General features: G+C 63.0%; 27 protein-coding genes and 1 riboswitch. Of the genes, 18 read left to right on the top strand and 9 right to left on the bottom strand.

The features are described from left to right. Positions 1–84 precede the first annotated feature (84 nt). From coaBC to uvrB, 10 genes are all read left to right on the top strand, one after another. Positions 85–1,323: a bifunctional phosphopantothenoylcysteine decarboxylase/phosphopantothenate--cysteine ligase CoaBC gene (coaBC, locus tag JHW44_RS10750; RefSeq protein WP_089344490.1), complete on the top strand. Its 1,239-nt coding sequence runs from the start codon at positions 85–87 to the stop codon at positions 1,321–1,323. Further along, a complete protein-coding gene (locus tag JHW44_RS10745; RefSeq protein WP_089344491.1) occupies positions 1,320–2,363 on the top strand; it encodes a cysteine desulfurase family protein in 1,044 nt (347 codons plus the stop codon). Before coaBC ends, JHW44_RS10745 begins: the two co-directional genes overlap by 4 nt. Before the next feature lie 31 nt (positions 2,364–2,394). Beyond that, the gene (sufB, locus tag JHW44_RS10740; RefSeq protein ID WP_089344492.1) at positions 2,395–3,915 is read left to right on the top strand and encodes a Fe-S cluster assembly protein SufB; all 1,521 of its coding nucleotides are present in this window, start codon (positions 2,395–2,397) and stop codon (positions 3,913–3,915) included. Between the two features lie 80 nt (positions 3,916–3,995). Next, positions 3,996–4,751 (top strand): Fe-S cluster assembly ATPase SufC, encoded by a 756-nt coding sequence (sufC, locus tag JHW44_RS10735; protein ID WP_089344493.1) that lies wholly within the window; start codon positions 3,996–3,998, stop codon positions 4,749–4,751. Further along, the gene (locus JHW44_RS10730; RefSeq protein WP_089344494.1) at positions 4,751–6,091 is read left to right on the top strand and encodes a SufB/SufD family protein; all 1,341 of its coding nucleotides are present in this window, start codon (positions 4,751–4,753) and stop codon (positions 6,089–6,091) included. The genes sufC and JHW44_RS10730 overlap by 1 nt, the downstream gene beginning before the upstream one ends. Positions 6,092–6,102: 11 nt before the next feature. After that, positions 6,103–6,576: a hypothetical protein gene (locus tag JHW44_RS10725; RefSeq protein WP_245847121.1), complete on the top strand. Its 474-nt coding sequence runs from the start codon at positions 6,103–6,105 to the stop codon at positions 6,574–6,576. Next, on the top strand, positions 6,573–7,163 hold the full coding sequence (locus JHW44_RS10720) for a YIP1 family protein (protein WP_089344496.1): 591 nt from the start codon (positions 6,573–6,575) through the stop codon (positions 7,161–7,163). The genes JHW44_RS10725 and JHW44_RS10720 overlap by 4 nt, the downstream gene beginning before the upstream one ends. Beyond that, the gene (locus JHW44_RS10715; RefSeq protein ID WP_089344497.1) at positions 7,160–8,371 is read left to right on the top strand and encodes an aminotransferase class V-fold PLP-dependent enzyme; all 1,212 of its coding nucleotides are present in this window, start codon (positions 7,160–7,162) and stop codon (positions 8,369–8,371) included. Before JHW44_RS10720 ends, JHW44_RS10715 begins: the two co-directional genes overlap by 4 nt. Positions 8,372–8,473: 102 nt before the next feature. After that, on the top strand, positions 8,474–9,688 hold the full coding sequence (locus JHW44_RS10710) for an NAD(P)/FAD-dependent oxidoreductase (protein ID WP_089344498.1): 1,215 nt from the start codon (positions 8,474–8,476) through the stop codon (positions 9,686–9,688). 79 nt (positions 9,689–9,767) lie between these two features. Then, positions 9,768–11,954, top strand: coding sequence for an excinuclease ABC subunit UvrB (gene uvrB / locus JHW44_RS10705; protein ID WP_089344499.1), 2,187 nt, complete (start codon positions 9,768–9,770; stop codon positions 11,952–11,954). Between the two features lie 4 nt (positions 11,955–11,958). Here uvrB and JHW44_RS10700 read toward each other — a convergent pair whose 3' ends face one another. Beyond that, positions 11,959–12,225 carry a hypothetical protein gene (locus JHW44_RS10700; RefSeq protein WP_089344500.1) on the bottom strand — a complete coding sequence of 89 codons (267 nt, stop codon included), beginning with the start codon at positions 12,223–12,225 and terminating at the stop codon, positions 11,959–11,961. Between the two features lie 174 nt (positions 12,226–12,399). On the opposite strand from JHW44_RS10700, the gene JHW44_RS10695 reads away from it, so the two are divergent. From JHW44_RS10695 to JHW44_RS10685, 3 genes are all read left to right on the top strand, one after another. Further along, positions 12,400–12,711 carry an ETC complex I subunit gene (locus JHW44_RS10695; protein ID WP_089344501.1) on the top strand — a complete coding sequence of 104 codons (312 nt, stop codon included), beginning with the start codon at positions 12,400–12,402 and terminating at the stop codon, positions 12,709–12,711. A 124-nt stretch (positions 12,712–12,835) separates the two neighbouring features. Further along, positions 12,836–13,762 (top strand): MYG1 family protein, encoded by a 927-nt coding sequence (locus JHW44_RS10690; protein ID WP_089344597.1) that lies wholly within the window; start codon positions 12,836–12,838, stop codon positions 13,760–13,762. 251 nt (positions 13,763–14,013) lie between these two features. Then, positions 14,014–15,492 carry a phospholipase D-like domain-containing protein gene (locus JHW44_RS10685; protein WP_089344598.1) on the top strand — a complete coding sequence of 493 codons (1,479 nt, stop codon included), beginning with the start codon at positions 14,014–14,016 and terminating at the stop codon, positions 15,490–15,492. Here JHW44_RS10685 and JHW44_RS10680 read toward each other — a convergent pair. From JHW44_RS10680 to JHW44_RS10645, 8 genes are all read right to left on the bottom strand, one after another. After that, positions 15,489–16,451 (bottom strand): HesA/MoeB/ThiF family protein, encoded by a 963-nt coding sequence (locus JHW44_RS10680; protein WP_089344502.1) that lies wholly within the window; start codon positions 16,449–16,451, stop codon positions 15,489–15,491. The genes JHW44_RS10685 and JHW44_RS10680 overlap by 4 nt on opposite strands. After that, positions 16,448–17,044 carry a thiamine phosphate synthase gene (locus tag JHW44_RS10675; protein ID WP_089344503.1) on the bottom strand — a complete coding sequence of 199 codons (597 nt, stop codon included), beginning with the start codon at positions 17,042–17,044 and terminating at the stop codon, positions 16,448–16,450. Before JHW44_RS10675 ends, JHW44_RS10680 begins: the two co-directional genes overlap by 4 nt. Beyond that, positions 17,041–17,811, bottom strand: a complete 771-nt coding sequence (locus tag JHW44_RS10670; protein WP_089344504.1) for a thiazole synthase — start codon at positions 17,809–17,811, stop codon at positions 17,041–17,043. The genes JHW44_RS10675 and JHW44_RS10670 overlap by 4 nt, the downstream gene beginning before the upstream one ends. Position 17,812: 1 nt before the next feature. After that, the gene (gene thiS, locus JHW44_RS10665) at positions 17,813–18,001 is read right to left on the bottom strand and encodes a sulfur carrier protein ThiS (RefSeq protein WP_419182503.1); all 189 of its coding nucleotides are present in this window, start codon (positions 17,999–18,001) and stop codon (positions 17,813–17,815) included. After that, positions 17,979–18,971: an FAD-dependent oxidoreductase gene (locus tag JHW44_RS10660; protein WP_089344506.1), complete on the bottom strand. Its 993-nt coding sequence runs from the start codon at positions 18,969–18,971 to the stop codon at positions 17,979–17,981. The genes thiS and JHW44_RS10660 overlap by 23 nt, the downstream gene beginning before the upstream one ends. Further along, complete coding sequence (gene thiD, locus JHW44_RS10655) at positions 18,968–19,771, bottom strand: bifunctional hydroxymethylpyrimidine kinase/phosphomethylpyrimidine kinase (RefSeq protein ID WP_089344507.1); 804 nt, start codon at positions 19,769–19,771, stop codon at positions 18,968–18,970. Before thiD ends, JHW44_RS10660 begins: the two co-directional genes overlap by 4 nt. A 55-nt stretch (positions 19,772–19,826) precedes the next feature. Next, a riboswitch (TPP riboswitch) is annotated at positions 19,827–19,931 on the bottom strand. 37 nt (positions 19,932–19,968) lie between these two features. Continuing rightward, entirely contained in the window at positions 19,969–20,544 is a 576-nt protein-coding gene (locus JHW44_RS10650) for a retropepsin-like aspartic protease family protein (RefSeq protein ID WP_089344508.1), read from the bottom strand. Continuing rightward, entirely contained in the window at positions 20,544–21,161 is a 618-nt protein-coding gene (locus JHW44_RS10645) for a MarC family protein (RefSeq protein WP_089344509.1), read from the bottom strand. Before JHW44_RS10645 ends, JHW44_RS10650 begins: the two co-directional genes overlap by 1 nt. Before the next feature lie 158 nt (positions 21,162–21,319). Here JHW44_RS10645 and JHW44_RS10640 point away from each other — a divergent pair, with 158 nt between their 5' ends. Genes JHW44_RS10640 through JHW44_RS10620 form a run of 5 tightly spaced genes read left to right on the top strand, consistent with a single transcriptional unit; the run spans position 21,320 to position 25,140 of the window. Beyond that, entirely contained in the window at positions 21,320–21,553 is a 234-nt protein-coding gene (locus JHW44_RS10640; protein WP_089344510.1) for a twin-arginine translocase TatA/TatE family subunit, read from the top strand. Positions 21,554–21,575: 22 nt separating this feature from the next. Further along, positions 21,576–22,058: a Sec-independent protein translocase protein TatB gene (gene tatB / locus JHW44_RS10635; RefSeq protein WP_089344511.1), complete on the top strand. Its 483-nt coding sequence runs from the start codon at positions 21,576–21,578 to the stop codon at positions 22,056–22,058. Between the two features lies 1 nt (position 22,059). Beyond that, complete coding sequence (gene tatC, locus JHW44_RS10630; protein ID WP_089344512.1) at positions 22,060–22,920, top strand: twin-arginine translocase subunit TatC; 861 nt, start codon at positions 22,060–22,062, stop codon at positions 22,918–22,920. 43 nt (positions 22,921–22,963) lie between these two features. Then, positions 22,964–23,806 carry an ATP-binding protein gene (locus JHW44_RS10625; RefSeq protein WP_089344599.1) on the top strand — a complete coding sequence of 281 codons (843 nt, stop codon included), beginning with the start codon at positions 22,964–22,966 and terminating at the stop codon, positions 23,804–23,806. A 59-nt stretch (positions 23,807–23,865) separates the two neighbouring features. Continuing rightward, positions 23,866–25,140 carry a short-chain fatty acyl-CoA regulator family protein gene (locus JHW44_RS10620; protein WP_089344513.1) on the top strand — a complete coding sequence of 425 codons (1,275 nt, stop codon included), beginning with the start codon at positions 23,866–23,868 and terminating at the stop codon, positions 25,138–25,140. Positions 25,141–25,217 lie beyond the last annotated feature (77 nt).

Below are 25,217 nucleotides of genomic sequence, written 5' to 3'. Positions count from 1 at the left end.
AGGTTTAACGAGTGGTTAACGCCCGGGCTTCCTTGCGGCATGGCGCGGACCGCACTATCTGTCGCCTAGAATTTCGGGGGCGATATGGACGGCAAACGGATCCTGTTGATCATCGGTGGCGGAATCGCTGCCTACAAGGTGCCTCAGCTGATCAGGTTGATCAGGGCAGAGGGCATGGCCGTGACGCCGGTCCTGACCTCGGCAGCGGCGCAATTCACCACACCGATGACCGTATCGGTGCTGGCGGGCGAGGCCGTGCATGACGGTCTGTTCGATATCTCGACCGAGGCCGAGATCGGGCATATTCAGCTTTCGCGAAACGCCGATCTGGTGGTGGTGGCTCCGGCCACGGCGGATCTGATGGCCAAAATGGCCAATGGTCTGGCCGATGATCTGGCCTCGACCCTGCTGCTGGCGACGGACAAGCAGGTGCTGATCGCCCCGGCGATGAATGTGCGGATGTGGAACCACCCGGCGACGCAACGTAATCTGCAGATGCTGCGTCAGGACGGGATTCAGGTGATCGGCCCGGACGAGGGCGACATGGCCTGCGGAGAATTCGGGGCCGGGCGCATGTCCGAACCCGAGGACATTCTGGAGGCGATCCGTTCTGCGCTGATTCCCGTGTCGCAACCGCTGAAGCTGTTGCCGGAAACCAAGGTTCAGGGCGGGCCGCTGGCGGGGCGCCATGCGGTGGTGACCTCGGGGCCGACCCATGAGCCGATCGATCCGGTGCGCTATATCGCCAACCGTTCCTCGGGGGCGCAGGGACGCGCGATTGCCGAGGCGCTGCGCGATCTGGGCGCGCGGGTGACCTTCGTGACCGGACCGGCCAGTGTCGCGCCGCCCGACGGGGTGAAGGTGGTGCAGGTCGAGACCGCGCGCGAGATGCGCGATGCCGTGGATTCGGCCCTGCCTGCCGATATTGCGGTCATGGCCGCGGCGGTGGCCGATTGGCGCGTGACCAATGCAGCGGATCACAAGATGAAGAAGGATGGCTCGGGCCAGCCGCCCGCGCTGGAAATGACCGAGAATCCCGATATTCTGGCATGGGTCAGCCGTCTGGGGCTGAAGCGGCCGGAACTGGTGGTCGGTTTTGCCGCCGAGACGGATGACGTTGTCGAGAATGCGACCGCCAAGCGTCGCCGCAAGGGCTGTGACTGGATCGTGGCGAATGATGTCAGCCCCGACAGTGGAGTCATGGGCGGCCAGCACAATGCCGTGACCGTCATCCGTGACAGCGGTGCCCAGATGTGGCCGCGCATGCCCAAGGGCGATGTTGCCCGCCGTCTGGCGCAGGAGATTTCCGAGGCGCTGCAATGAGCCGGCTGTATCTGGACTGGAATGCAACCACGCCGTTGCGCCCCGAGGCGCGCGCGGCAATGGTCGAGGCCATGGACATGACCGGCAATCCCTCATCGGTTCATGCCGAGGGTCGCGCCGCGAAGATGGCGATGGAGCGCGCCCGCGAAAGCATCGCCCATGCCATTGGCGCGGATGGGGCGGATGTGGTCTTTACCTCGGGCGCGACCGAGGCAGCAGCAATGGTGCTGGCCCATCGCGACCTGGATTGCGCTGCTGTCGAACATGATGCGGTCAAGGCATGGTGCAACGCGGTTCTGCCGGTCGATTCGCATGGAATCGTGACCGTTGCCGATCCGGCGCGCTCGACGCTGCAGCTGGCCAACAGCGAAACCGGCGTCTTGCAGGCGCTGCCTTCGGGGCTGGCCGTCAGCGATCTGACCCAGGCTTTCGGCAAGATCCCCCTGGCCTTCAACTGGCTGGGGATCGAGGCCGGCTTCGTCAGCGCGCACAAGCTGGGCGGCCCGAAGGGGATCGGGGCACTGATCCTGAAGAAGGGCACCGATCTGGCCGCAATGATCCGGGGCGGCGGGCAAGAGCAGGGCCGTCGCGCGGGCACCGAGAACCTGATCGGCATAGCCGGCTTTGCCGCGGCGGCAGAGGCCGCGCAGCGCGATCTGGAGGCCGGTTTGTGGGACGAGGTTGCCCAAAGGCGTGATGCGCTTGAGGCGCGGCTGATCTCTGCCCATCCCGATATTCGAATCGCAGGAAAACAGGCCCGCCGCTTGCCGAACACCTCTTGCATTCTTACATCGGCGTGGAAGGGAGAAACGCAGGTCATGCAGATGGACCTGGCGGGCTTTGCCGTTTCGGCGGGTTCGGCATGTTCATCGGGTAAGGTCAGGGCCAGCGGTGTTCTTCAGGCAATGGGATTTGATGATAAGCAAGCGCAATCCGCGATCAGGATATCCATAAGCCCGGCTTTGGGTGATGATCAGATGAACCGATTTGCGGATGCGTGGGAAACCGCGTATTCACGCTGGCGCGACAGGAATGGCTAGGCGGGATGCCGGGCCTCAGGAAGGACACGAGATGACCGACACCACCGATCTTGATGTGCGTGAAGGTGTCGACCGCGAAACGGTCGAGACCGTGCAGAACATGGGCAGCTACAAATATGGCTGGAATACCGAGATCGAGATGGAATACGCCCCCAAGGGCGTGAATGAAGATATCGTCCGTCTGATCTCGGAAAAGAATGGCGAACCGGAATGGATGACGGACTGGCGGCTGGAAGCCTATCGCCGCTGGGTCACCATGACCGAACCGAAATGGGCGATGCTGAACTATCCCGAAATCGATTTTCAGGATCAGTATTACTATGCGCGCCCCAAGAGCATGGAAGAAAAGCCCAAATCGCTGGACGAGGTTGATCCCAAGCTGTTGGCGACCTATGAAAAGCTGGGTATCCCGCTGAAAGAACAGATGATTCTGGCCGGGGTCGAAGGCGCAGATGCCGCCCCCGCAGAGGGTCGCAAGGTCGCCGTGGACGCGGTGTTCGACAGCGTCAGCGTCGGCACGACCTTCAAGGACGAGCTGGCCAAGGCCGGTGTCATCTTCTGCTCGATCAGCGAAGCCATCCGCGAACATCCGGAACTGGTCAAGAAATATCTGGGCAGCGTTGTGCCGCAGTCGGACAACTTCTTCGCCACGTTGAACAGCGCGGTATTCTCGGACGGTTCCTTCGTCTATGTGCCGCCGGGCGTGCGCTGCCCGATGGAGTTGTCGACCTATTTCCGTATTAACGCGGAGAACACCGGCCAGTTCGAGCGGACCCTGATCATCGCCGACAAGGGTTCCTATGTCAGCTATCTCGAAGGCTGCACGGCTCCCAAGCGCGACACGAATCAATTGCACGCAGCGGTCGTGGAAATCGTGATTCTGGAAGATGCCGAGGTCAAATATTCGACCGTGCAGAACTGGTTCCCCGGTGATGAAGACGGCAAGGGCGGGATCTATAACTTCGTGACCAAGCGCGCCGATTGCCGCGAGGATCGCGCCAAGGTCATGTGGACTCAGGTCGAGACCGGTTCCGCGATCACCTGGAAATATCCCTCGTGCATTCTGCGGGGCAATGAATCGCAGGGCGAATTCTATTCCATCGCCATCGCGAACAACTGGCAGCAGGCCGATACCGGCACCAAGATGGTCCATCTGGGCAAGAACACGCGCTCGCGCATCGTGTCCAAGGGCATCTCGGCGGGGCAGGCGCAGAACACCTATCGCGGGTTGGTCAGCATGCATCCCCGCGCCAGCGACAGCCGCAACTATACTCAATGCGACAGCCTGCTGATCGGCGACAAATGCGGGGCGCATACGGTGCCCTATATCGAGGTCAAGAACACCAGCAGCCGGGTCGAGCACGAAGCCACGACCAGCAAGGTCGATGACGACCAGCTGTTCTATTGCCGCTCGCGCGGGATGGACGAGGAAGAGGCCGTCGCGCTGGTCGTGAACGGTTTCTGCCGCGATGTCCTGCAGGCGCTGCCGATGGAATTTGCCATGGAAGCCCAGGCGCTTGTGGCGATTTCCCTTGAAGGCTCGGTTGGTTAACTCGCCCGTTTCAGGGTGCATGACGAAATGATGATGGTGCCGGAGGAACGGCACCGCCGCCACCATCTGATGAGGTAAAAATGCTTAAGATCGACAACTTGCACGTCAAGCTTGAAGAAGAAGACAAACAGATCCTGAAGGGGTTGAGCCTCGAGGTTCCGAACGGTCAGGTTCATGCCATCATGGGCCCGAATGGTTCAGGCAAATCGACCCTTTCCTATGTCCTGTCGGGCCGTGACGGCTATGAGGTGACCGAAGGCAGCGCGACGCTGGAAGGCGCGGATCTGCTGGACATGGACCCCGAAGAACGCGCAGCGGCCGGGCTGTTCCTGGCATTCCAGTATCCGGTCGAAATTCCCGGTGTCGGCAATATGACCTTCCTGCGCACCGCCGTGAACGCGCAGCGCAAGGCACGCGGCGAGGAAGAAATGTCCTCGGGCGAATTCCTCAAGGTCGTGCGCGCCAAGGCGAAGGATCTGAAGATCGACGCCGACATGCTGAAGCGCCCGGTCAATGTCGGTTTCTCCGGCGGCGAGAAAAAGCGCAACGAGATCCTGCAGATGGCCATGCTGGAGCCGCGGATGTGCATCATGGACGAAACCGATTCCGGTCTTGATGTCGATGCGATGCGTCTGGTTTCGGACGGTGTGAATGCCCTGCGCAACGAGAACCGCAGCTTTCTGGTCATCACCCACTATCAACGCCTGCTGAATCACATTCAGCCCGATGTCGTCCACATCATGTCCAATGGCCGCATCGTCAAATCCGGCGGCCCCGAGCTGGCGCTGCAGGTTGAAGAAGAAGGCTATGGCGATCTGTTGGCGGAGGCTGGCTGATGTCGGAAACTGCTGTCAAACCAAAGGAAGTGACGCCGCAGGCTCGCACCGCATCCAAGGCATCCGATGCCCTGGATGCGCGCCTTGCCGCGCTGTCGCTGCCGACAGGCGGGTTCACTGCCGCTGCGCGCCGAGAGGCTTTGACGCGCCTGCGTGACATGGGGCTGCCCGGCCCGCGCGACGAATACTGGCGCTATACCGACCCGCGCCCCTTCAACGCCGTGTCGCCCAAAACGCTGGAGTTCGATCCCGAGGCTGCCGATTCGCCGCTGTTCACCGATCTGGACCGTCTGACGCTGGTTTTCGTGGATGGTGTCTTTGATGCTGCCTCCTCGGATGATCTGGCGCTGGACGGCATTACCATCGAGACTCTGGCCAATGCCGATGCAAACGCAGAGCATTGGGCCGCTGATCTTTATGGCAGCCTCGAGGCGGCCGGTCAGTCGCCGGTCAGACGACCCTTTGCCGCGCTGAACACGGTTGCCGCACGCGACGGCGTGCTGATCCATGTGACCGGCAAGCCCGGAAAGCCCGTGCATATCATCCATCGTCGCGCTGACGAGGCGGCCGATGTGCATTGGCATCACGTCATTCGCGTCGAGACAGGTGCTGAACTGACCCTGCTGGAAACCGGCATGACGGGCGCACGTGCGAACGGCGTGGTCGAAGCCGATCTGGCCAGGGGCGCGAAACTGCATCTGATCAGCTCGAAGCGCGCCGATCATCAGGCGGTGGGGCTGTCCCATATCTTTGCCCGCGTCGATGCCGAGGCCCAATTCAAATCCTTTGCGCTGTCGGTCAATGGCACGGTGATGCGAAATGAAGGCATCATTGATATCATCGGTGACGATGCCGTAGCCCATATCGCCGCTGCGGCGCTGGGTGACGGCCATGTCGGGGCCTTCCATCACGACGACACGGTTTTCGTGACCCATCGGGCCGAACGCTGCGAAAGCCGTCAGGTCTTCAAGAAGGTGCTGAAGAACGGTGCGACCGGCGTGTTCCAGGGCAAGATTCTGGTCAAGCCGGGGGCGCAGAAAACCGATGGCTACCAGATCAGCCAGGCTCTTCTTCTGGACGAGGCCAGCCAGTTCCTTGCCAAGCCCGAGCTGGAAATCTATGCCGATGACGTGAAATGTTCTCATGGTTCCACGACCGGGGCCATTGACGAAACGGCCCTGTTCTACCTGCGCTCGCGCGGGGTGCCCTATGAACGCGCCATCGTGTTCCTTGTGCTGTCCTTCCTGGCCGATGCGCTGGAAGAGATCGAGGACGAGGTTCTGCGTGAACAGATCAATGATCGGTTGGAAGCTTGGCTGACCCTGCGCGCCAAACAGTGACACGCGGCGGCATGTTGCCGCGTATCATGGCAAGCTGGTGGGCCCCGCGCCGGGTGGTGCGGGGCCTGTCGGCCATGCCCGAACGGGTCAAGCTGGTCGTGCTGATGGTCGCAATGCTGATCTTTCTGATCGCTCAGGCGCCGTTGCGCGCACGCGAGGCCCAGCTGGACCCCTCGGTTCCCTTCGAGGCCCGCATGAGCGGGGCCTTGCTGGCGGTGCTGTTCCTGATGCCGCTGCTGGCCTATGCTCTGGCTTCCTTGCTGTCCTTCGTGCTGCGGCTGACACCTTGGCGTCTGTCTGCCGAGGATTCGCGGCTGGCGCTGTTCTGGGCCTTGCTGGCGGTGTCACCGGCCATGCTGCTGTGGGGGCTTGTGGGCGGCATGATCGGTCCGGGGCCGGCGCTGACTTTGGTGCAGATTGTTGCCGGGCTGGGTTTCCTGGGCATCTGGTGTGGCGGAATATCTGCTCTGGCGAGGCAAAAATGAGCTTTGGTGACATGAAAGCCCTGTTGGGGCTGACCTTTCGCAACCCCGAGGCGGCCGCACGCATGCTGATGGGCGCAGGTCTGCCCATGCAGGTGCGCTGGATGGGGCTGTTTCTGGCCGTTGCCTTGTCGGCGATACTGGCATGGCTGTCGTCTCAGATGTTCCCCTTGCCTGATGGCGAGGTCATGGTCCTGTCGCTGACCGCGCAGCCGCTGGCCATGGCGGTCATGCAGCTTTGCGCGATTGTTCTGGCCGCCGGTCTGATGGCGGCGGTGGGCCGGCTTTGTGGCGGGCATGGCAATTTCGCCGATGCGCTGCTGCTGACCGTCTGGATCGAGGTGGTGCTGCTGGTCGTGCAGGTGGTGCAGGTCGTTGCTTCGGTCATCCTGCCGCCCTTTGCCGGCATCCTTGGCATCATGGCGATTGCGCTGTTCCTGTGGCTGACCGTGCATTTCACCAAGGCGCTGCATGGTTTCCGCAGCAGCCCTAAAGTATTCCTGGGCCTTGTCGCGACGGCCTTTCTTGCTGGCTTTGCGCTATCGGTGCTGGCCGCGGCATTCGGCCTGTTTCCGGAGATAGCGCAATGAGCTTTGACGTCCAGAAGATCCGTTCGGATTTCCCGATCCTGTCGCGTGAGGTCAACGGCAAGCCGCTGATCTATCTGGACAGCGGCGCAAGTGCGCAAAAGCCCCGACAGGTGATCGACGCCATCACCACCGCCTATTCAGGCGAATATGCCAATGTGCATCGCGGGCTGCATTACCTGTCCAATCTGGCGACGGACAATTACGAAAGCGTGCGCGCCACGATTGCCCGCTTTCTGTCGGCCCCGCGCGAGGATGAGGTCATCTTCACCTCGGGCGCGACTGAAGGGATCAATCTGGTCAGCTATGGCTGGGCCGCCCCCCGGCTTGAGGCCGGCGATGAAATCGTGCTGTCGGTTCTGGAACATCACGCCAATATCGTCCCCTGGCATTTCCTGCGCGAGCGACAGGGCGTGGTTCTGAAATGGGTCGAACCCGAAGCCGATGGCAGCCTGCCGGCGGAAAAGGTGCTGGCCGCTATCGGGCCGCGCACCAGGCTGGTCGCCGTCACGCATATGTCGAATGTGACCGGCACGGTGGTCGATGTCGCTGCGATCGCGCAGGGCACGGATGTGCCGGTGCTGGTCGACGGGTCTCAGGCCTCGGTTCACATGAAGGTGGATGTCGGCGCGATCGGCTGCGATTTCTACTGCATCACGGGGCACAAGCTCTATGGTCCCTCGGGGTCGGGTGCGATCTGGATCCGTGCCGAACGGCAGGCCGAGATGCGCCCCTTTCTTGGCGGTGGCGACATGATCCGCACCGTCACCCGCGACGCCATCGATTATGCCGATCCGCCGCTGCGTTTCGAGGCCGGAACGCCGGGCATCGTCAATCAGATCGGGCTGGGCGCGGCATTGGAATACCTGATGCAGATCGGCATGGACAACATCGCCGCACATGAACGCGTGCTGCGCGATCACGCCCGTGCCAGCCTGCGCAAGCTGAACTGGCTGAACATCCAGGGCGATGCGGCCAACAAGGGCGCGATCTTTTCGATGACCATGCAGGGTGCCCACGCCCATGATCTGTCGACGATCCTGGACAAGAAGGGCATCGCGATCCGCGCCGGCAGCCATTGCGCCATGCCGTTGATGGATTTCTATGGAATCAATGCCAGCGCGCGGGCCTCTTTTGCGATGTATAATACGACGGCAGAAGTGGACGCTCTTGTCGAAGCTTTGACCTTCTGTCGCGAGCTTTTCGCCTGAATCTTGCAAAGTTTTCGACGACTGTCGAAGATTGCGCGAAAATTCTTGCCGTAGGATGGCGGAATCTGCATCCCTCGTCAGAAGTTTGGCAAGGAGGCAGTCATGTCCGAGGTTCTGGTTCTTGGTGCAGGAATGGTCGGGGTCACAACCGCGTTGTCGCTTCAGGCGCGCGGGCATGACGTGACGATCATCGATCGCAACGCGCCGGGTCGTGAAACCAGCTATGGCAATGCCGGATTGATCCAGACCGAAGCGGTCGAGCCCTATGCCATGCCGCTGGCGCCGGGCAGCCTGCTGCAGATCGCGCTGGGTCGCGGCTATGACGTGAAATGGAACATCCCCGGCCTGCTGTCTCAGGCCGGTGCGGTGCTGACCTATGCCCGAAACTCTCTTCCGGCGGCGCATCGGCGGGCCTCGAAGACCTGGGGCAAGCTGATCCGCCAGTCCACCGAACGTCATGAGCCGTTGGTGGCGGCATCGGGCGCGGACAATATCATTCGCCGCAACGGCTATATCGAATTGCACCGCACACAGGCCAAGCTGGACAAGGCGCGCGGTGTGGTCGAGCGTTTCAAGACCGAGTTCGGCGTCGAATCCACTCTGTTGGACAGTGCCCAGCTGCGCGCGCTGGAGCCGTCGATCAAGGTCGATATTGCCGGGGCAACCCATTGGTCGGACGCCTGGAACTGTTCCGATCCGGGCGCATTGGTGGCGGCCTATGCAGCGCTGTTCCAGAAGAATGGCGGGCGTATCCTGAACGGCGATGCAGGCGATCTGCATCGCAAGGGGGCCGCCTGGGTTGCGGATGAGGCACAGGCCGAACATGCCGTCGTGGCGCTGGGACCGTGGTCGCCAATGCTGCTGGGCCGTTTCGGCTTGAAGGTGCCGATGGTCTACAAGCGCGGCTATCATCGCCATTATCACATGGATGTGCCGCCCCAGCATCCGATCGCCGATTTCGGCAACTCGGTTGTCCTGTCACCCATGCGGCGCGGGCTTCGGATCGCCACCGCAGCCGAACTGACACGCAACCCGCGGCTGACGCCCCCGCAACTGCGCCATGGTGAAGAAGCCGCGAAAGAACTGTTCGATATCGGAGCCCCGGTCGAGGCGGAACCCTGGACCGGCCGTCGTCCCTGCATGCCGGACATGTTGCCGGTGGTGGGCCGTGTGCCAGATCAACCCAATCTCTGGGCGCATTTCGGGCATGGGCATCAGGGCTTTACACTGGGGCCGGTGACATCGGAAATTCTTGCCGATGAGCTGGATGGCGGGCAGGGCTGGGCCGAGCTTGCGCCGGGACGCCTGAAACGCTGATCATCGGTTGCGCCGCGCAAGGTTGACTTTTGCGGCGCAAGACACAGGTTGAGGGTTCCTGCGACAATAGGGCTGCCTCATGGGTCACAACAATACCAACGCGCCCGTCGCGCGTTTTCCCGAAGTCTCTCGCCCCAAGCTGGAAGGCGGGAAACGTTTTGTCATGAATTCCGAGTTCCAGCCGGCCGGCGATCAGCCGACTGCGATTGCCGAACTGACCCGTGGCATTCTGGACGGGGAACGCGATCAGGTCCTGCTGGGTGCGACGGGCACCGGCAAGACCTATACCATGGCCAAGGTGATCGAAGAGACCCAGCGCCCGGCGATCATTCTGGCCCCGAACAAGACCCTGGCGGCCCAGCTTTACGGCGAGTTCAAGGGCTTTTTCCCTGACAACTCGGTCGAATATTTCGTCAGCTTTTACGACTATTACCAGCCAGAAGCCTATGTGGCCCGCAGCGATACCTATATCGAGAAGGAATCGCAGATCAACGAGGCCATCGACCGGATGCGTCACTCGGCCACCCGGGCGCTGCTGGAACGCGATGACGTGATCATCGTCGCCTCGGTCAGCTGCATTTACGGCATCGGCTCGGTCGAAACCTATTCGGCCATGACTCAGGATATGGTGGTCGGGGAAAGCTACGACCAGCGAGAGTTCCTGGGGCAACTGGTCGCCCAGCAATACAAGCGGCTGGATACCTCGTTCCAGCGCGGCGGTTTCCGGGTGCGCGGTGATGTGGTCGAGGTCTGGCCGGCCCACCTTGAGGACCGCGCCTGGCGTTTCGACTTCTTTGGCAATGAGCTGGAGGCGATTGTCGAGTTCGACCCGCTGACCGGGGTGAAGACCGATAACTTCAAGCAGATCCGGATTTACGCCAACAGCCACTATGTGACGCCGCGCCCGACCATGCAGCAGGCGATCAAGGGCATCCGCAAGGAACTGGTCGAACGGCTGAAGCAGTTTCAGGCCGAGGGCAAGCTGCTGGAGGCGCAGCGGCTGGAGCAGCGCACGAATTTCGATCTCGAGATGCTGGAGGCCACTGGCGTCTGCAACGGGATCGAGAACTATTCCCGCTATCTGACCGGGCGGGCACCGGGTGAACCGCCCCCCACCTTGTTCGAGTTCATCCCCGACAATGCCATTGTTTTCGCCGATGAAAGCCATGTCAGCGTGCCCCAGATCGGCGGCATGTATCGCGGCGACTTCCGGCGCAAGCTGACGCTGGCCGAGCATGGCTTCCGCCTGCCGTCCTGCATGGACAACCGGCCGCTGAAATTCGAGGAATGGGACGCCATGCGCCCGCAATCGGTCTTTGTCAGCGCAACTCCGGCACGATGGGAGATGGATCAGACAGGCGGCGTCTTTACCGAGCAGGTCATCCGTCCGACCGGGTTGATCGACCCCGAGATCGAGATCCGCCCGGTCGAGATGCAGGTCGATGATCTGCTGGACGAGGTGCGCCGTGTCACTGCCGCAGGCTATCGCACATTGGTCACGACGCTGACCAAACGCATGGCCGAGGATCTGACCGAATATCTGCATGAGCAGGGCATCCGCATCCGCTATATGCACAGCGATATCGACACCATCGAGCGGATCGAGATCCTGCGCGATTTGCGGCTGGGTGCCTTTGATGTTCTGGTCGGGATCAACCTGCTGCGCGAGGGGCTGGACATTCCCGAATGCGGACTTGTGGCAATTCTTGATGCCGACAAGGAGGGCTTCCTGCGCAGCGAAACCTCGTTGATCCAGACCATCGGGCGGGCCGCGCGGAACGCCGAGGGACGGGTGATCATGTATGCTGACCGCGTGACCGGCAGCATGGAACGCGCCATCGCCGAAACCGAGCGTCGCCGCGAAAAGCAGATTGCCTATAACGAGAAACACGGCATCACCCCGACCACCATCCGCAAGAATATCGATGACGTCCTGTCGGGATTGTGGCAGGGCGACACCGATCAGTCGCGCGTCACCACCAAGGTCGACAAACCACTGGTCGGGGCCAATCTGCAGGCGCATCTGGAGGCGCTGCGGGTGCAGATGCGCAAGGCCGCCGAGGATCTGGAGTTCGAGGAGGCTGCGCGATTGCGTGATGAGGTCAAGCGTCTGGAGGCGGTCGATCTGGTCGTCTCGGACGACCCGCTGTCGCGTCAATCCGCCGTGCGCGAGGCGGTCGAGGCCGCTGTCGGCAGTTCGGGGCGTTCGACGGCGGGTCGCGCAGGGCAGCGCGGGGGTAACAAACGTTCCAAGCGCCGCCGCTAAGGGATCAGCCGCAGCCGGCGTCGATGATCCAGCCCTTGTCATCGACATGGATGTTCAGCCGCGCGGGGTCTTCGACCGGTCCGGGAATGGCACCGGGGATGATGATTCGCCGCCGCAGGGCATCGGGCAGGGTGACCTCGCCGATATTCTTGCCGACCAACTGGTGATGGAACTGCTCCGAACAGCGAAGAGGTTGCGGGGGAGCGGTTTCGGTGCAGGCGGCCATCAGGGCAAGACCGGCAAATGCCGGAAACAGGGCAGAGGGTTTCACGTCACATCCTTCCCGAACGGGCAGACGGCCCCGATGATAGTGTCCTGTCGGCCCCTGACAAGCATTCCCCCGGGCGAAGCTTGCCTTTTTGTGACCGGGCAAGGGGACGGGGGGCTTGAACCGGCCTGCCGCATTGGCGATAAGATGCACGGTCCAAGCCAGAGGAAGCCAGCCATGCGTGTCCGCATTTATCAGCCCGCCCGCAACGCCATGCAATCCGGCACTGCGCGCAGCAAGGGATGGTTGCTTGAGTTCCCCGCCGCCGATCCGCGCGAGATCGATCCGCTGATGGGCTGGACCAGCAGCGACGACACCCAAAGCCAGGTGCGGCTGCGTTTCGACACCCGCAAGCAGGCCGAGGATTATGCCCGCGACCACGGGCTGGAATTCGAGGTTCTGGAACCTCACAAACGCCGCGCGAATGTGCGCATGCGCGGTTATGGCGAGAATTTCGCAACCGACCGCCGTATGCCCTGGACGCATTGATCGCGACGAATTTCTGCAGGTTTCGGGCCGGATCATGGATATGTCCGGTTCGGGGATTGGGCTTTCGGGCCTTTGCTTCCATGACGACCGCCTTCGGGCGGTCATTTCTTTTTCGGGACTGACCATGAGCATTGCCTATCTTGTTACCCATTCCGGCGGTTTCCATGCCGACGAACTTCTGTCCTCGGTCATCCTGACCCGGCTTTATCCGCAGGCGCGGATCGTGCGGTCCCGTGATGCGGAATGGATCACCCCGGCCCCGGATCGGGTGATCTATGATGTCGGGCGCGACCATGATCCGGCCCGCCTGATCTTTGACCATCACCAGAAGAACCCGCCCCTGCGCGACGACGGCCAGCCCTACAGCTCTTTCGGATTGATCTGGCGGCAGTTCGGTATGGATTACCTGCGCGCGTCGGGTCTGCCCGAGGATGATCTGGCGCCGGTTCATGCCTCCTTTGACGCCGATTTCGTATTGCCCGTCGATCTGGTGGACAATGGCGCGCTGTCGCCCTCGGGTCCGCTGGGGGATCTGTCCCTGCCGGTGCTTCTGGAAAGCCTGAAGCCGGTCTTTGACCAGCGCGGTGACGAGGCCGAAAACCGCGCCTTTGACGGTGCCCTGACCATTGCCCGCGCCTTTGTCGAGGCCGCCATAGCCCGCAAGGCCGCCAAGCTGCGTGCCGAGGCGGTCGTCATGCAGGCGATCGCGGCGGCAGGTGACAGTCCGATCCTTGAGTTGCCCATGGGCATGCCCTTCCGCTCGGCCATCGACAAGGCCGGGGCAGATCACATGCTGTTCGTGGTTCACCCGCGCGAGACCGACTGGATGCTGGCCGGTATTCGCCGCGACCCCGAGGGGTTTGCCCTGCGTGCCGACCTGCCTGCCTCATGGGCCGGGCTGACGGATGCCGCGTTGGAGGCCGCCTCGGGCGTTCCCGGCGCGAAATTCTGCCACAATGCGCGTTTCATCGCTGTGGCCGCAGATCGCAGTGCGGCCTTGGAACTGGCGCGGCTGGCCGTTGCGGAAGCTGATGCGCAGGCGGAGGCCTAGCCGGAATCATCCGGGCGTAGCGCCCCTTCGAGCCTCCTGAGGCTCATGTTGCAAGGGGCGCGCGACCGGCCCGCAAAGCTGCGGCGGACCGACGCAGCCTGGACCACGCTCCGGGGCGTCTTTGAAGACCTCGGCAGGGGCATATCGCGCCTGTCGGCAGCGGAATGGAACCTGCCGGTCCGTTTTCCCGTTACCCTTCGGCAGTTGGCGCGCATGTGACGCGCGTGCATGAGGGGGCAAAGGCGGCGCAGATGCAGGAACAGTTGTTGTCCGAGGGACAGAATTGCTGGCGCATCGAAGATGCCGGTCGGTTTGCGGTGATCGTGGATGCCGATGCCTATTTCAACGCGGCGCGTCAGGCGATGTTGGCGGCGCGGCAAAGCATCCTGTTGATCGGCTGGGATTTCGATGCGCGCATTCCGATTGGTTCGGGCGATGATGATGGGCCGGAACATCTGGGCGATTTCATCCTCTGGCTGGCCAAGCGTCGCCCGGAGCTGGAAATCAGGCTGTTGCGCTGGGACAAGGGCGCGCTCAAGACCCTGTTTCGTGGCCGGACCCTGCTTACTGTTCTGCGCTGGAAGGCGCATCCACGCATCACCCTGCAGCTGGACAGCAAACATCCTCTGGCCAGCTCGCATCACCAGAAAATTGTTGCCATTGATGACAATGTCGCCTTCTGCGGCGGGATAGACATGACCACGGGGCGCTGGGACAGGCGCGAGCATCTGGACGACGATCCCGGCCGCATTGGTCCCGATGGCGCAGCCCATCCGCCATGGCATGATGCGACCAGCGCCTTTGACGGCGCGGCGGCGCGTGCCTGCGGCGATCTGGCCCGTGAACGCTGGCGGATTGCCACGGGCGAAAGCCTGCCCCCGCCGCAGAGCGAAGATGACTGCTGGCCGCAGCTTTTGCAGCCCAATTTCCGTGATGTGAAACTGGGGATCTGTCGGACCCATCCGGAACATGACAAGGTCGAGGGCATTCATGAGATCGAACAGGTCTATCTGGATCTGATCGCACGGGCGCGTCACTGCATCTATGCCGAAAGCCAGTATTTCGCTTCGCGCCTGATCGCGCGGGCCATGGCACAACGGCTGGCCGAAGCCGACGGTCCCGAGATTGTCATCGTCAATCCGGTGCATGCGGAAGGCTGGCTGAAAAGCGAGGCCATGGACAGTGCCCGGGCCTGTCTGATCGAGGCTCTGCGCCGGCATGACACATATGGCCGGCTGCGCGTGCTGCATGCCCTGACCGCAGCAGGAAAGGAAATCTATATCCACGCCAAGGTGATGATCGTGGACGACAGCTATCTGCGGATCGGCTCGTCCAATTTCAACAATCGCTCGCTGCGGCTGGATACCGAATGCGATGTGGTGCTTGGCGCGGATGTGCCCGGCAATGAGGGCGTGCGACGGGGGATCACCGCGATTCGCAACGATCTGCTGGCCGAGCATCTGGACTGCAGCGTGGAAGAGGTCTCCTGCAGCCTTGAGGAAAGGGGGTCCGTGATTGCGACCATCGAGGCGCTGCGTTCACCGGTGGGGCAGGGGCGCAGCTTGGCCGATTATGAATTGCCTGATCTGAACGGGGTCGAGGAATGGTTGGCCGAGAATGAGATCATGGACCCCGAAGGCCCCGAGATGGTTTTCAAGCCTGTCGCCTCGCGCGGGTTGTTCCGGGGCTGGGGGCGTTTCGGGAACTGGCTGTCCCGACGCCGCTCCTAGCCAATGGCCATCAGGGCAAAACTCCCCTCACGCAGGTCGGCCAGCCTCTCGGCCGCATGCCATGCGCGCAAACCTGATTTGCAGCACAGCACCGTTCTGGCCCCGGGGCTGGGGGTCGGAAGGTCGGCGTCAATTCTGTCCGGGGCAATGCGTCGCGCATTGGCAGTGGCCAGCGGGCCTTCCTCGGGTGCGCGCAGGTCGATGACCAGATCCTGTGCTGTCAGATCGGAAGGGGCAATGAATGGCACGGCATGCACGGGTTCGGGCGCATTCAGGAATCCAAAGCCGCCAAAACGATAGGTCTTTGCATCAAAGCTGACGATGCGGCCAAGGGGCGAGTCACCCGTCTGGGCCAAAACCGCCAGCGCCATCTGCGCCTGAATCGCGCCGATGATCCCGACCACCGGCCCCAGAACGCCCTCGCTGGCACAGGTTCCCGCGCGTCGGGGCAGCGACGGAAAGACCGCGCGCAGGGAGGGAGCGCCGGCGCAGAACCCTCCGGCATAACCCTGCTGGCCAATGACCGAGGCCGAGATCAATGGCATGTCATGGCGCCATGCGTGATCGGACAGGATATAGCTGCTGGCAAAGCTGTCGGCGCAATCGAGGATCAGATCCACGCCCTGCGCCAGACCGGCGACATTGGCCGGATCAAGGGCGGCAATGACCGGCTCGATCCGGCAATCCGGGTTCAGCCCGGCCAGAGTCGCAGCAGCGACCCTTGCCTTGGGCTGACCGATATCGCCCATGCGGAACAATGTCTGGCGGTGCAGATTTCCCTCTTCGACATGATCGGGGTCGACCAGTCGAATGTGACCGATTCCGGCACCGGCCAGATATTGCAGAACCGGCGCACCCAGACCTCCGGCACCAATGACAAGGACGCGGGCTGCAGCCAGCCTTGCCTGTGCATCGGGTCCGAATTCGGGCAGCATGATCTGTCGTGCATAGCGGTTCATCGCGTTGCCTCCAGCCATTGAACGATGCGCCGTGACGGTGTCGGGTGCAGGGTGATGTCGGTCACGGCAGAAACGATATCGGCCCCTGCGGCAAAGGCCTCGGGCGCGCGTTGTACTGACAGGCCGCCGATTGCGACCAGAGGCGTCTTCCCGCAGAGCTGCCGCCACAGGGCCAGGCGGTCCACTCCCTGTTCGTGCCATTTCATTTTTTTCAGGATCGTCGGCCAGACCGGACCAAGGGCGATGTAATCGGCCTTCAGCGACAGGGCGCGGCCCAGTTCTGTGCGGTCATGGGTGGAAATTCCCACACGAATTCCACGGCTGCGGATGGCGGGCAGATCGGCGCTGTCCAGATCCTCCTGTCCCAGATGGACCCATTCACAGCCAAGGTCGATGGCCTGCTGCCAATGGTCATTGATGACCATGGTGGCCCCGGCTGCACGGCACAGATCAAGACTTCGGGCCAGCAGTGCACGGGTTTCATCCGCCGACAGATCCTTGATGCGCATCTGCACCAGTCGCACACCCAGAGGCAGCGCCAGTTCCAGCCAGTCGGGATGATCGAAGATCGGATAGAAACGGTCCAGGGTCATGCCAGTTCCGCCATGCCGATCAGCGGGGTCGAGGGCGCGGCCATGTCGCGCGGCTCGATCGGGTCGGCCTCGAAGGCCAGTCGACCAGCTTCGATGGCGCGGGCAAAGCCCTCGGCCATGGCCGCCGGATCACCGGCCTTGGCAACGGCCGTGTTCAGCAGGACCGCGTCAAATCCCATTTCCATGGCGCTGGCCGCATGGCTGGGCAGGCCAAGACCGGCGTCGATCACCATGGGGATATCGGGGTATTGTGCGCGCAGCATCCGCAGCCCATAGACATTGTTCAGACCCAGCCCGGTCCCGATGGGCGCCCCCCAGGGCATCAGGACGCGGCACCCGGCATCCAGCAGGCGACCTGCCAGCACGCCGTCTTCGGTGGTATAGGGAAAGACCTTGAAGCCGTCTTCGGTCAGGATGCGCGCAGCCTCGACCAGCCCGAAAGGGTCGGGTTGCAGGCTGTCGGGATGACCGATCACTTCCAGCTTGATCCAGTCGGTCTGAAAGACCTCGCGCGCCATATGGGCGGTGGTGACAGCCTCGCGGACGCTGTGGCAGCCGGCAGTATTTGGCAGCAGGCGCACGTTGAGATTGCGGACCAGTTGCCAGAAGGGCGCGGCGCCCTTGTCGCTGCCCTCGCGGCGCAGCGAGACAGTTGCAATCCCCGCACCCGAGCGGCGAAAAGCCTCGGCCAATACGGCCGGAGAGGGATATTGCGCCGTGCCCAGCATCAGGCGCGAAGGCAGATCGCAGTCATAGAATTGCACCATCCTAGCCCCCTTGCATCGGCGACAGGATTTCCAGCCGGTCGCCGGCCTCCAGTCGCTGATCGCCCCGCCGGTCGGCTGGAACGAAGGATTCATTCACGGCCGTGGCAAAGCGGGCATCGGTAAACCCAAGCTCGGTCAAGGCCTCGTCCAATGTTGTTGCGGCGACCTCATGCGGGGTGCCATTCACCATGATCTTCATCCATCACCTCGGGGATTTTGCCTTCAAGAACCAGATCGGCCACCATCCGCGCCATGGCGGGGGCAAGCAGGAAGCCGTGGCGGAACAGGCCGTTCACGAAGATCCTGTCTTCATGACGGCGGATGCGGGGCAGGTTGTCGGGGAATGCCGGGCGCGCATCGGCGCCCAGTTCCAGCACGGCGGCTTCGGCAAAGGCCGGGTCCAGGCTGTAGGCCGTGTTCAGCAGTTCCACGACCGAGCGCAGCGTCGCCGGGCCGCGATTCTCGCTTTCCAGCTGAGTCGCGCCCAGCATGTAGACGCCATCGCCGCGCGGCACGATGTAAATCGGGTGGCGCGGATGCAGCAATCTGACGGGGCGCGATATCTGGACCTCGGGCGCGCGCAACACCGCCATTTCCCCGCGCACGCCGCGCAGGTCGGTCAGGCGGTCCCCGGCGGCCAGCCCACGACAGTCAATGATCTGCCCGCGCGGTGCATCCGCCTGAACGGGCACCCCTTGGCTGGCCAGACTGCGGGTCAGGATGTCCAGCGCGTCACGCGGGCAGATATGTGATTCAGCCGAGAAATGCAGCGCGCGGGAAAAGCGCGGGGCAAGGGCGGGTTCGGCCCGACCCAACTCGTCGCGATCCAGCCAGCGATGGTTTTCGGTGCGCCGCGCAAAGCGGTCCAGCTCGGCCCGGTCGCGCCCCGGTGCCAGCACCAGTGATCCGCGGCGGGTGACGGGAACGCCTGCCGCCTGCCACCAGCCCTCGGCCTCGCGGCCCAGCCGGACGACGGGTTCCTCGGCGGTTTCGCCTTCGCAATCGGGGGCCAGCATGCCGCCGGCCCACCATGAACAGGCATGCTGTCCCGCCGGACCGGCGGGATCGACCAGTTGCACGGCGGCGCCGCGCCGGGTCAGTTCGGTTGCCACACAGAGGCCCGCGACCCCTGCGCCCAGAACGGTGAAAAGATTTTTCATGCCCAGACCTCGTGGAAATGATGCACCGGGCCATGGCCCTTGCCGATCTGCAGCCCGTCGGCCTGCGCAATTGCACGATGCAGCCAGTGATGGGCGTCATGCACGGCCTCGCCAAGCGATGCGCCCTTGCTCAGGCCCGCAGCGATCGCAGAAGACAGCGAACAGCCCGTGCCATGGGTGTTGGATGTGGCCAGCCGGGGCGAGGTGAAATGCTGCGGCGGTTCATCGCTGATCAGCCAGTCGGTACAATCCGCATCTGGGGAATGTCCGCCCTTCATCAGAACCGCACGCGCCCCCAGCCGCTTCAGCGCGGCACCCTGTTCGCAGATCTGGTTGGCCGATCTGGCCGATGGCTGGTCCAGCAGTTGCGCGGCCTCGGGCAGATTGGGGGTCAACAGGGTGGCGCGGGGCAGCAACTGGCCGATCAGCGCGCAGATGGCGTCGGATTCCAGCAACCTGTCGCCCGATTTTGCGACCATGACCGGGTCCAGCACCACGGGGCCGTCGAAATCGCGCAGTTCGGTCGCCACGGTCTGCACGATCCGGGCCGACCCCAGCATGCCGATTTTGACCGCATCCGCGCCAATGTCATCCAGAACCGAGCGAATCTGCCGGGCAACCATCTCGGGTGAGACCGCCTGCGCCGCCTGCACGCCCTGGGTGTTCTGGGCGGTGATGGCCGTGATCGCGGTCGCCGCATAGACCCCCAGTGCCGAAGCTGTCTTGATATCGGCCTGAATCCCGGCGCCTCCGCCGCTGTCGGATCCCGCGATGATCAGTAACCTTGCCGAGCCCTTCATGCCGTCCTCCGTTTTCGGGATGCGGCATGGGACAAAGAGATGTGGCGCGATCTGGGGCCACTCTGTCTCCGTTCCCTACGCCGGCATTGCCCGGATCAGGTTCGATGGGTTGGCACGCGGCCTCTCAGCCCCGACAAGCAGGGCACCCCAACGGAATGGCGCGACGATAGGACAGGGCGATGCGCCTGGCAAGAGCCTCAGCGCTGCAGAATCAGCAGATCGCTTTCAAAGCTGACGCGGGCGAATGTCCGCAGATAGGACATGCCCAGCAAGGAGCCGTCGAGATCACCATCGATGACCCAGGCCCGGACATTGCGGTCGAGGATATCGCCGATGGCCAGCTCGTCGATGGTCACGGGCGCGGTCTTGACCTGACCGTTGGCGGTCATGGCGGTGCCGATATAGGCCAGATCTCCGGTGTCGATACCGATGCGTCGCGCGTCTTCCGGGCCAAGGGCGATGGATGAGGCACCGGTATCGACGATGAATCGGACCGGGACGCCATTCAGCTGCGCGGTCAGGTGAAAATGCCCGTCCCGCGAGGCGGGGATCTCGATGCGCCCGCCACTGGTGACCATCTGTCGCTGACCGGACAGGCCGCCATTCATCCACAGTTCCGAGGCAAAGAACGCGCCGGCAAAGATCACGACCCACAGGCCCAACTGCCGCAACGCCTTGCTGCCGCGACCAGACAGTTCGAACAGCACTGCGCCGCCGATCACCACCAGAAGCACGATGTAATAGGCCAGCCGCATGCCGTCATCGGTCGCCATCAGAACAGCCCCGATCCCTTCAATCCGTCAAAGACGAACTGGACGGAAAGCGCGGCCAGCAACATGCCCAGCAGACGGGTGACGACCATGACACCGGTGCGCCCCAGAACCCGTGCCAGCGGGGTGGACAGGTGAAACAGCACCATCGCGATCAGCAGCACTGCCAGCATCACCAGATTGATCAGCAACAGATGCAGCCAGCCGCTGTCCTGTCCGCCCAGCAGAATCATCGTGGCCAATGCGCCCGGTCCGGCCAGCAGCGGCATGGCCAGCGGAAAGACCGAAGGGTCCTGCGCCTCGGGATCGGCGCTGCCCTGACCCTCGCGACGTTCGGTGCGCCTTTCGAACAGCATGTCGAGGGCGGTCAGGAACAGCAGCATGCCGCCTGCGACACGAAAGGCCGAGATCGAAATGCCGACGGCAGACAGGATCGCTTCGCCCGCAACACCGAACAGCATCAGAAGCACGGCGGCAATGACCACGGCGCGAAAGCCGATATGGCGGCGCTGCGCGGCATTCATTCCGGGGGTCAGCGCAATGAAGATCGGGGTCAGCCCGATCGGGTCGATGACCACGAACAGCGTGACGAATGCGGTGATGTAAAGCGACAGGTCCATGCCACCTTATCGCCCGCGTCGGATGCTCTGCCAAGCGCAGGAACCGAAAATAGAATGCGCCCGAACTCAATCGTGACCGATTCGGGCTTTGCAATCCTGCCTGCAAGGCCCTAAATCTGACCCGCGGGCGGAGGATCCGTCCGACAAGGGAGTTTCGTATGCTGAACAATATCGGCCTTCCCGGCCTTCTTCTGATCGCGGTTGTCGTGCTGGTCCTGTTCGGACGTGGCAAGATTTCGTCCCTCATGGGAGAAGTGGGCAAGGGTATCACGGCCTTCAAGAAAGGCGTCAAGGACGGCTCGGAAGAGATCGAAAAAGCCGTCGAGGACACCACGGATACGCCCGGTGAACAGGCGCGCGACGTGACGCCGAACAACACCGACCGCAGCTGATTCGGACGGGGCGCGGCACATCATGTTCGATATCGGCTGGACCGAGCTTTTGGTGATTGGCGTTGTGGCGCTGATCGTGGTCGGTCCCAAGGATCTGCCGCATCTGTTCCATTCGCTGGGGCGCTTTACCGCCAAGGCGCGGGGAATGGCGCGCGAATTCACCTCGGCGATGGAAGATGCCGCCAAGGGTTCTGGGCTGGATGAGGCCGCGGGCAGCTTGCGCGACATGAAATCGCTGACTTCGAAAAAGGCATTGGGGCTGGACGCGCTGGATCGCGCCGCAGAGCGTTTCGAGAAATGGGATCCCAAGGTTCCCGGCCCGAAAGAGACGGCCAAGCCGGATCCGGGCCTCGGGACCGGACCCTCCGGGGCCAAGGCTCCGGAAGAGGGCAAGACTGGCGCTTCTGCGCCAGCACCGGCTGCCCCTGCCACATCCGAAGCGACCCAGCCTGCGGGGGCGCGGCAGCTTCATGCCGTGCGGCGCAGTGACATGAAAGACGACTGACGTGACGGCAAAAACCGAACAGGACGATGATCTGGACGACAGCTCGGCCCCGCTGATCGAGCATCTGGCCGAACTGCGCACGCGCATCATCTGGTCGATGATCGCCTTCATGGTGGCAATGGTCCTGTGCTATACGGTCTGGAACCCGATCTACAATTTCCTGACACAGCCGATCTGTCACGCGCTTGAGGCGCGGGAACAGGAATGTGGCCTTATCCTTTTGAAATTGCAGGAAGGTTTCTTTGTCGCCATCCGCATTTCGCTGTTGGGCGGTTTCGCGCTGGCCTTTCCGGTCATCGCTTATCAGATGTGGCGCTTCGTTGCGCCGGGCCTGTATCGCAATGAGAAACAGGCATTCCTGCCGTTCCTTCTGGCCTCGCCGATCATGTTCTTTCTGGGCGCGGCATTTGCCTATTACATCATCCTGCCCATGGCCTATGATTTCTTCCTGGGCTTTCAGCAGGGGCCGCTGACACTGCCGGATGACGGCACGGCGGGCGCTGCCGGCGACAACCCGATGGCGGCCATCGTCTTTCAGGGTTCGGTCGATGAATATCTGTCGCTGACCACCAAGTTCATCCTGGCCTTCGGACTCAGCTTTCAGCTGCCGGTCCTGCTGACCTTGATGGGCAAGGCCGGTCTGGTGTCTGCCGAAGGGCTTGCCTCGGTGCGTCGTTATGCCGTCGTGGCGATTCTCGTGCTGGCCGCCTTTGCGACGCCGCCCGATGTGATTTCGCAGGTGGTTCTGTTCGTGGTCGTCTTCGGGCTTTACGAGATTTCGATCCATCTGGTGCGCCGGATCGAGAAAAAGCGCGAAGCCGAACTGCGCGCGCAGGGGCTGTGGGACGACACTGAGGAATGAAGGACACTGGGGAATGAAGGACGGGGCCATGAAGGATACGGGGATGTCATCGGATGCGTTGACGCGGATTGCCGAGGCGCTGGAGCGACTGGCTCCGGCCCCACAGCCTGCCCCCAGCTTCACCGAGGCGACCGCCTATGTCTGGCGCGCTGACCCGGACATGCTGGTGCCGGTGGACACGGTATCACGCGTCGATCTGGTGCAATTGGTCGGCATTGAACGCGCCAAGGAAACGCTGCTGGCCAATACCCTGCAATTCGCGCGGGGGTTTGGTGCCAATAACGCCCTGCTCTGGGGCGCGCGCGGCATGGGGAAATCCTCGCTGGTCAAGGCGGTTCATGCCGAGGCTGTCTCGCAGGGCCTGCCTTTGGTGCTGGTCGAGATCGCGCGCGAGGATCTGGGTTCGGTCGGCAGGTTGCTGGCGATTCTGGGGCGTGCGACCGACAAGCGCTTTCTGCTGTTCTCCGACGACCTGTCCTTCAGCCATGACGACACGCAATACAAATCGCTGAAAGCGGTTCTGGATGGCGGCATCAGCGGCCGGCCGTCGAATGTGATTCTCTATGCGACCTCGAACCGGCGTCACCTGATGCCGCGCGACATGATCGACAATGAGCGCGCCTCGGCCATCCATCCCGGTGAAGCGGTCGAGGAAAAGGTATCCCTGTCGGACCGTTTCGGCCTGTGGCTGGGCTTCCATCCCTGCAGTCAGGACGAATATCTGGCGATGGTGCGCGGCTATTGCGATGCCTATGATCTGAAGATCGACGACGAGACGCTGCGTGCCGAGGCGATCGAATGGCAGGCCACGCGTGGCGGACGCTCGGGCCGTGTGGCCTGGCAGTTGTTCACCGATCTGGCCGGGCGCCACGGCATCGTGCTCTGATCGGGGGCGGCTGGCGCAAGCCGCTTGCCTCGGATGCGCGGCGGGGTTTCAATAGGGGCATGAAATCGCGCAGCGCCAGACATGTCCTGACGGGGACCCGCATTCGGGAAAGGCGCCTGTCGCTGTCCATGCGACAGGCCGATGTTGCCCGCGCCGCCGGGATTTCCCCCGCCTATCTGAATCTGATCGAGCACAACCACCGCCCCGCCGGTGAGGCCTTGGTTGCAAGGCTGGCTGAAGTGCTGGGCGTAGCTTCTGAAGAACTGGCCGAGGGCCGCGAAGAGGCACGTATTGCCGCCCTGCGCGAGGCGGCGGCGCGTTTGCCCCCCGGAATGGCCGAACCGTTGCCCGAACTGGATCATGCGACAGAGTTTCTGGCCCGTTTTCCCGGATGGGCCTCGGTGGTGGTGACGACATCACGACAGGCCGAGGCTCTGTCCGCGCAGTTGGTCGATCTTTCTGACCGGATGACGCAGGATCCCTATCTGCTGACGACGCTGCACGAAGTTCTGTCGGCCGTCACCTCGCTGCGTTCGACCGCGTCGATCCTGTCAGAGGGTGACGAGATACCGGATGAATGGCGGCAGCGTTTTCACGACAACCTCAATCAGGACAGCCTGCGTCTGTCCCATACGGCCCAGGCACTGGTGCGCTATCTGGACAGTTTCGAGACCGAAGGCAGCATCCATACCCCGCAGGAAGAGGTCGAGGCATGGATGATGGCGGGCTTTCCGCCGATTTCCGAATCCGACGACCTGGCCTCGGATGTCGCGCGAATGATGGCCGAACAGCATCTGGAGCGCTTTCAAGAGGATGCCGAGGCGCTGCCGGATGAGGCCCTGAGCGCCGCCGCCGCGGAAAGCGGTGACCCCGTGCAGATCGCCGCCATGCTGGGCCGACCGCTGGACTTGGTGATGCGGCGGCTGGCCATCCTGCGCCCGGCGGGGTTCGAACGTGCGGGTCTGTTGATCTGCGACGGTTCGGGCAGCCTGACCCTACGCCGTCCGACGGATGGTTTTCCCTTGCCCCGCCCGGTGGATTCCTGCCCGCTCTGGCCGCTCTATCAGGCTCTGGCCCAGCCTCATCTGGCGCTGTCGCATCATGTCCTGACGCCCGAGGGCCGACGCTTTGCCACGCTGAGCCTGGCCGTCCGCAGCCAGCCCCAAGGGGTGACCGGCCCGGTTCTGACGCAGGCGCTGATGCTGATCCTGCCCTATGATCCCGAAAGGGCACAGGCCGGTGCCGGGCCGGTGCCGATCGGGCCGGCCTGCCGGATCTGCCCGCGGCGGGAATGCGGAGCCAGACGCGAGCCGTCGATCCTTTCTACAGCCTAGGGCTGTGTTGGCGCGAACAGGAAATCCTTCTTTGACAGAACAGGATATCCGTCTCATCATTGCTGGACGTCGCAACC

This window comes from Paracoccus seriniphilus (genome assembly GCF_028553745.1).
Lineage (GTDB): Bacteria > Pseudomonadota > Alphaproteobacteria > Rhodobacterales > Rhodobacteraceae > Paracoccus > Paracoccus seriniphilus.
Note: the sequence above shows the minus strand (reverse complement) of the source record. Positions and strands in the feature narration are given on the sequence as shown.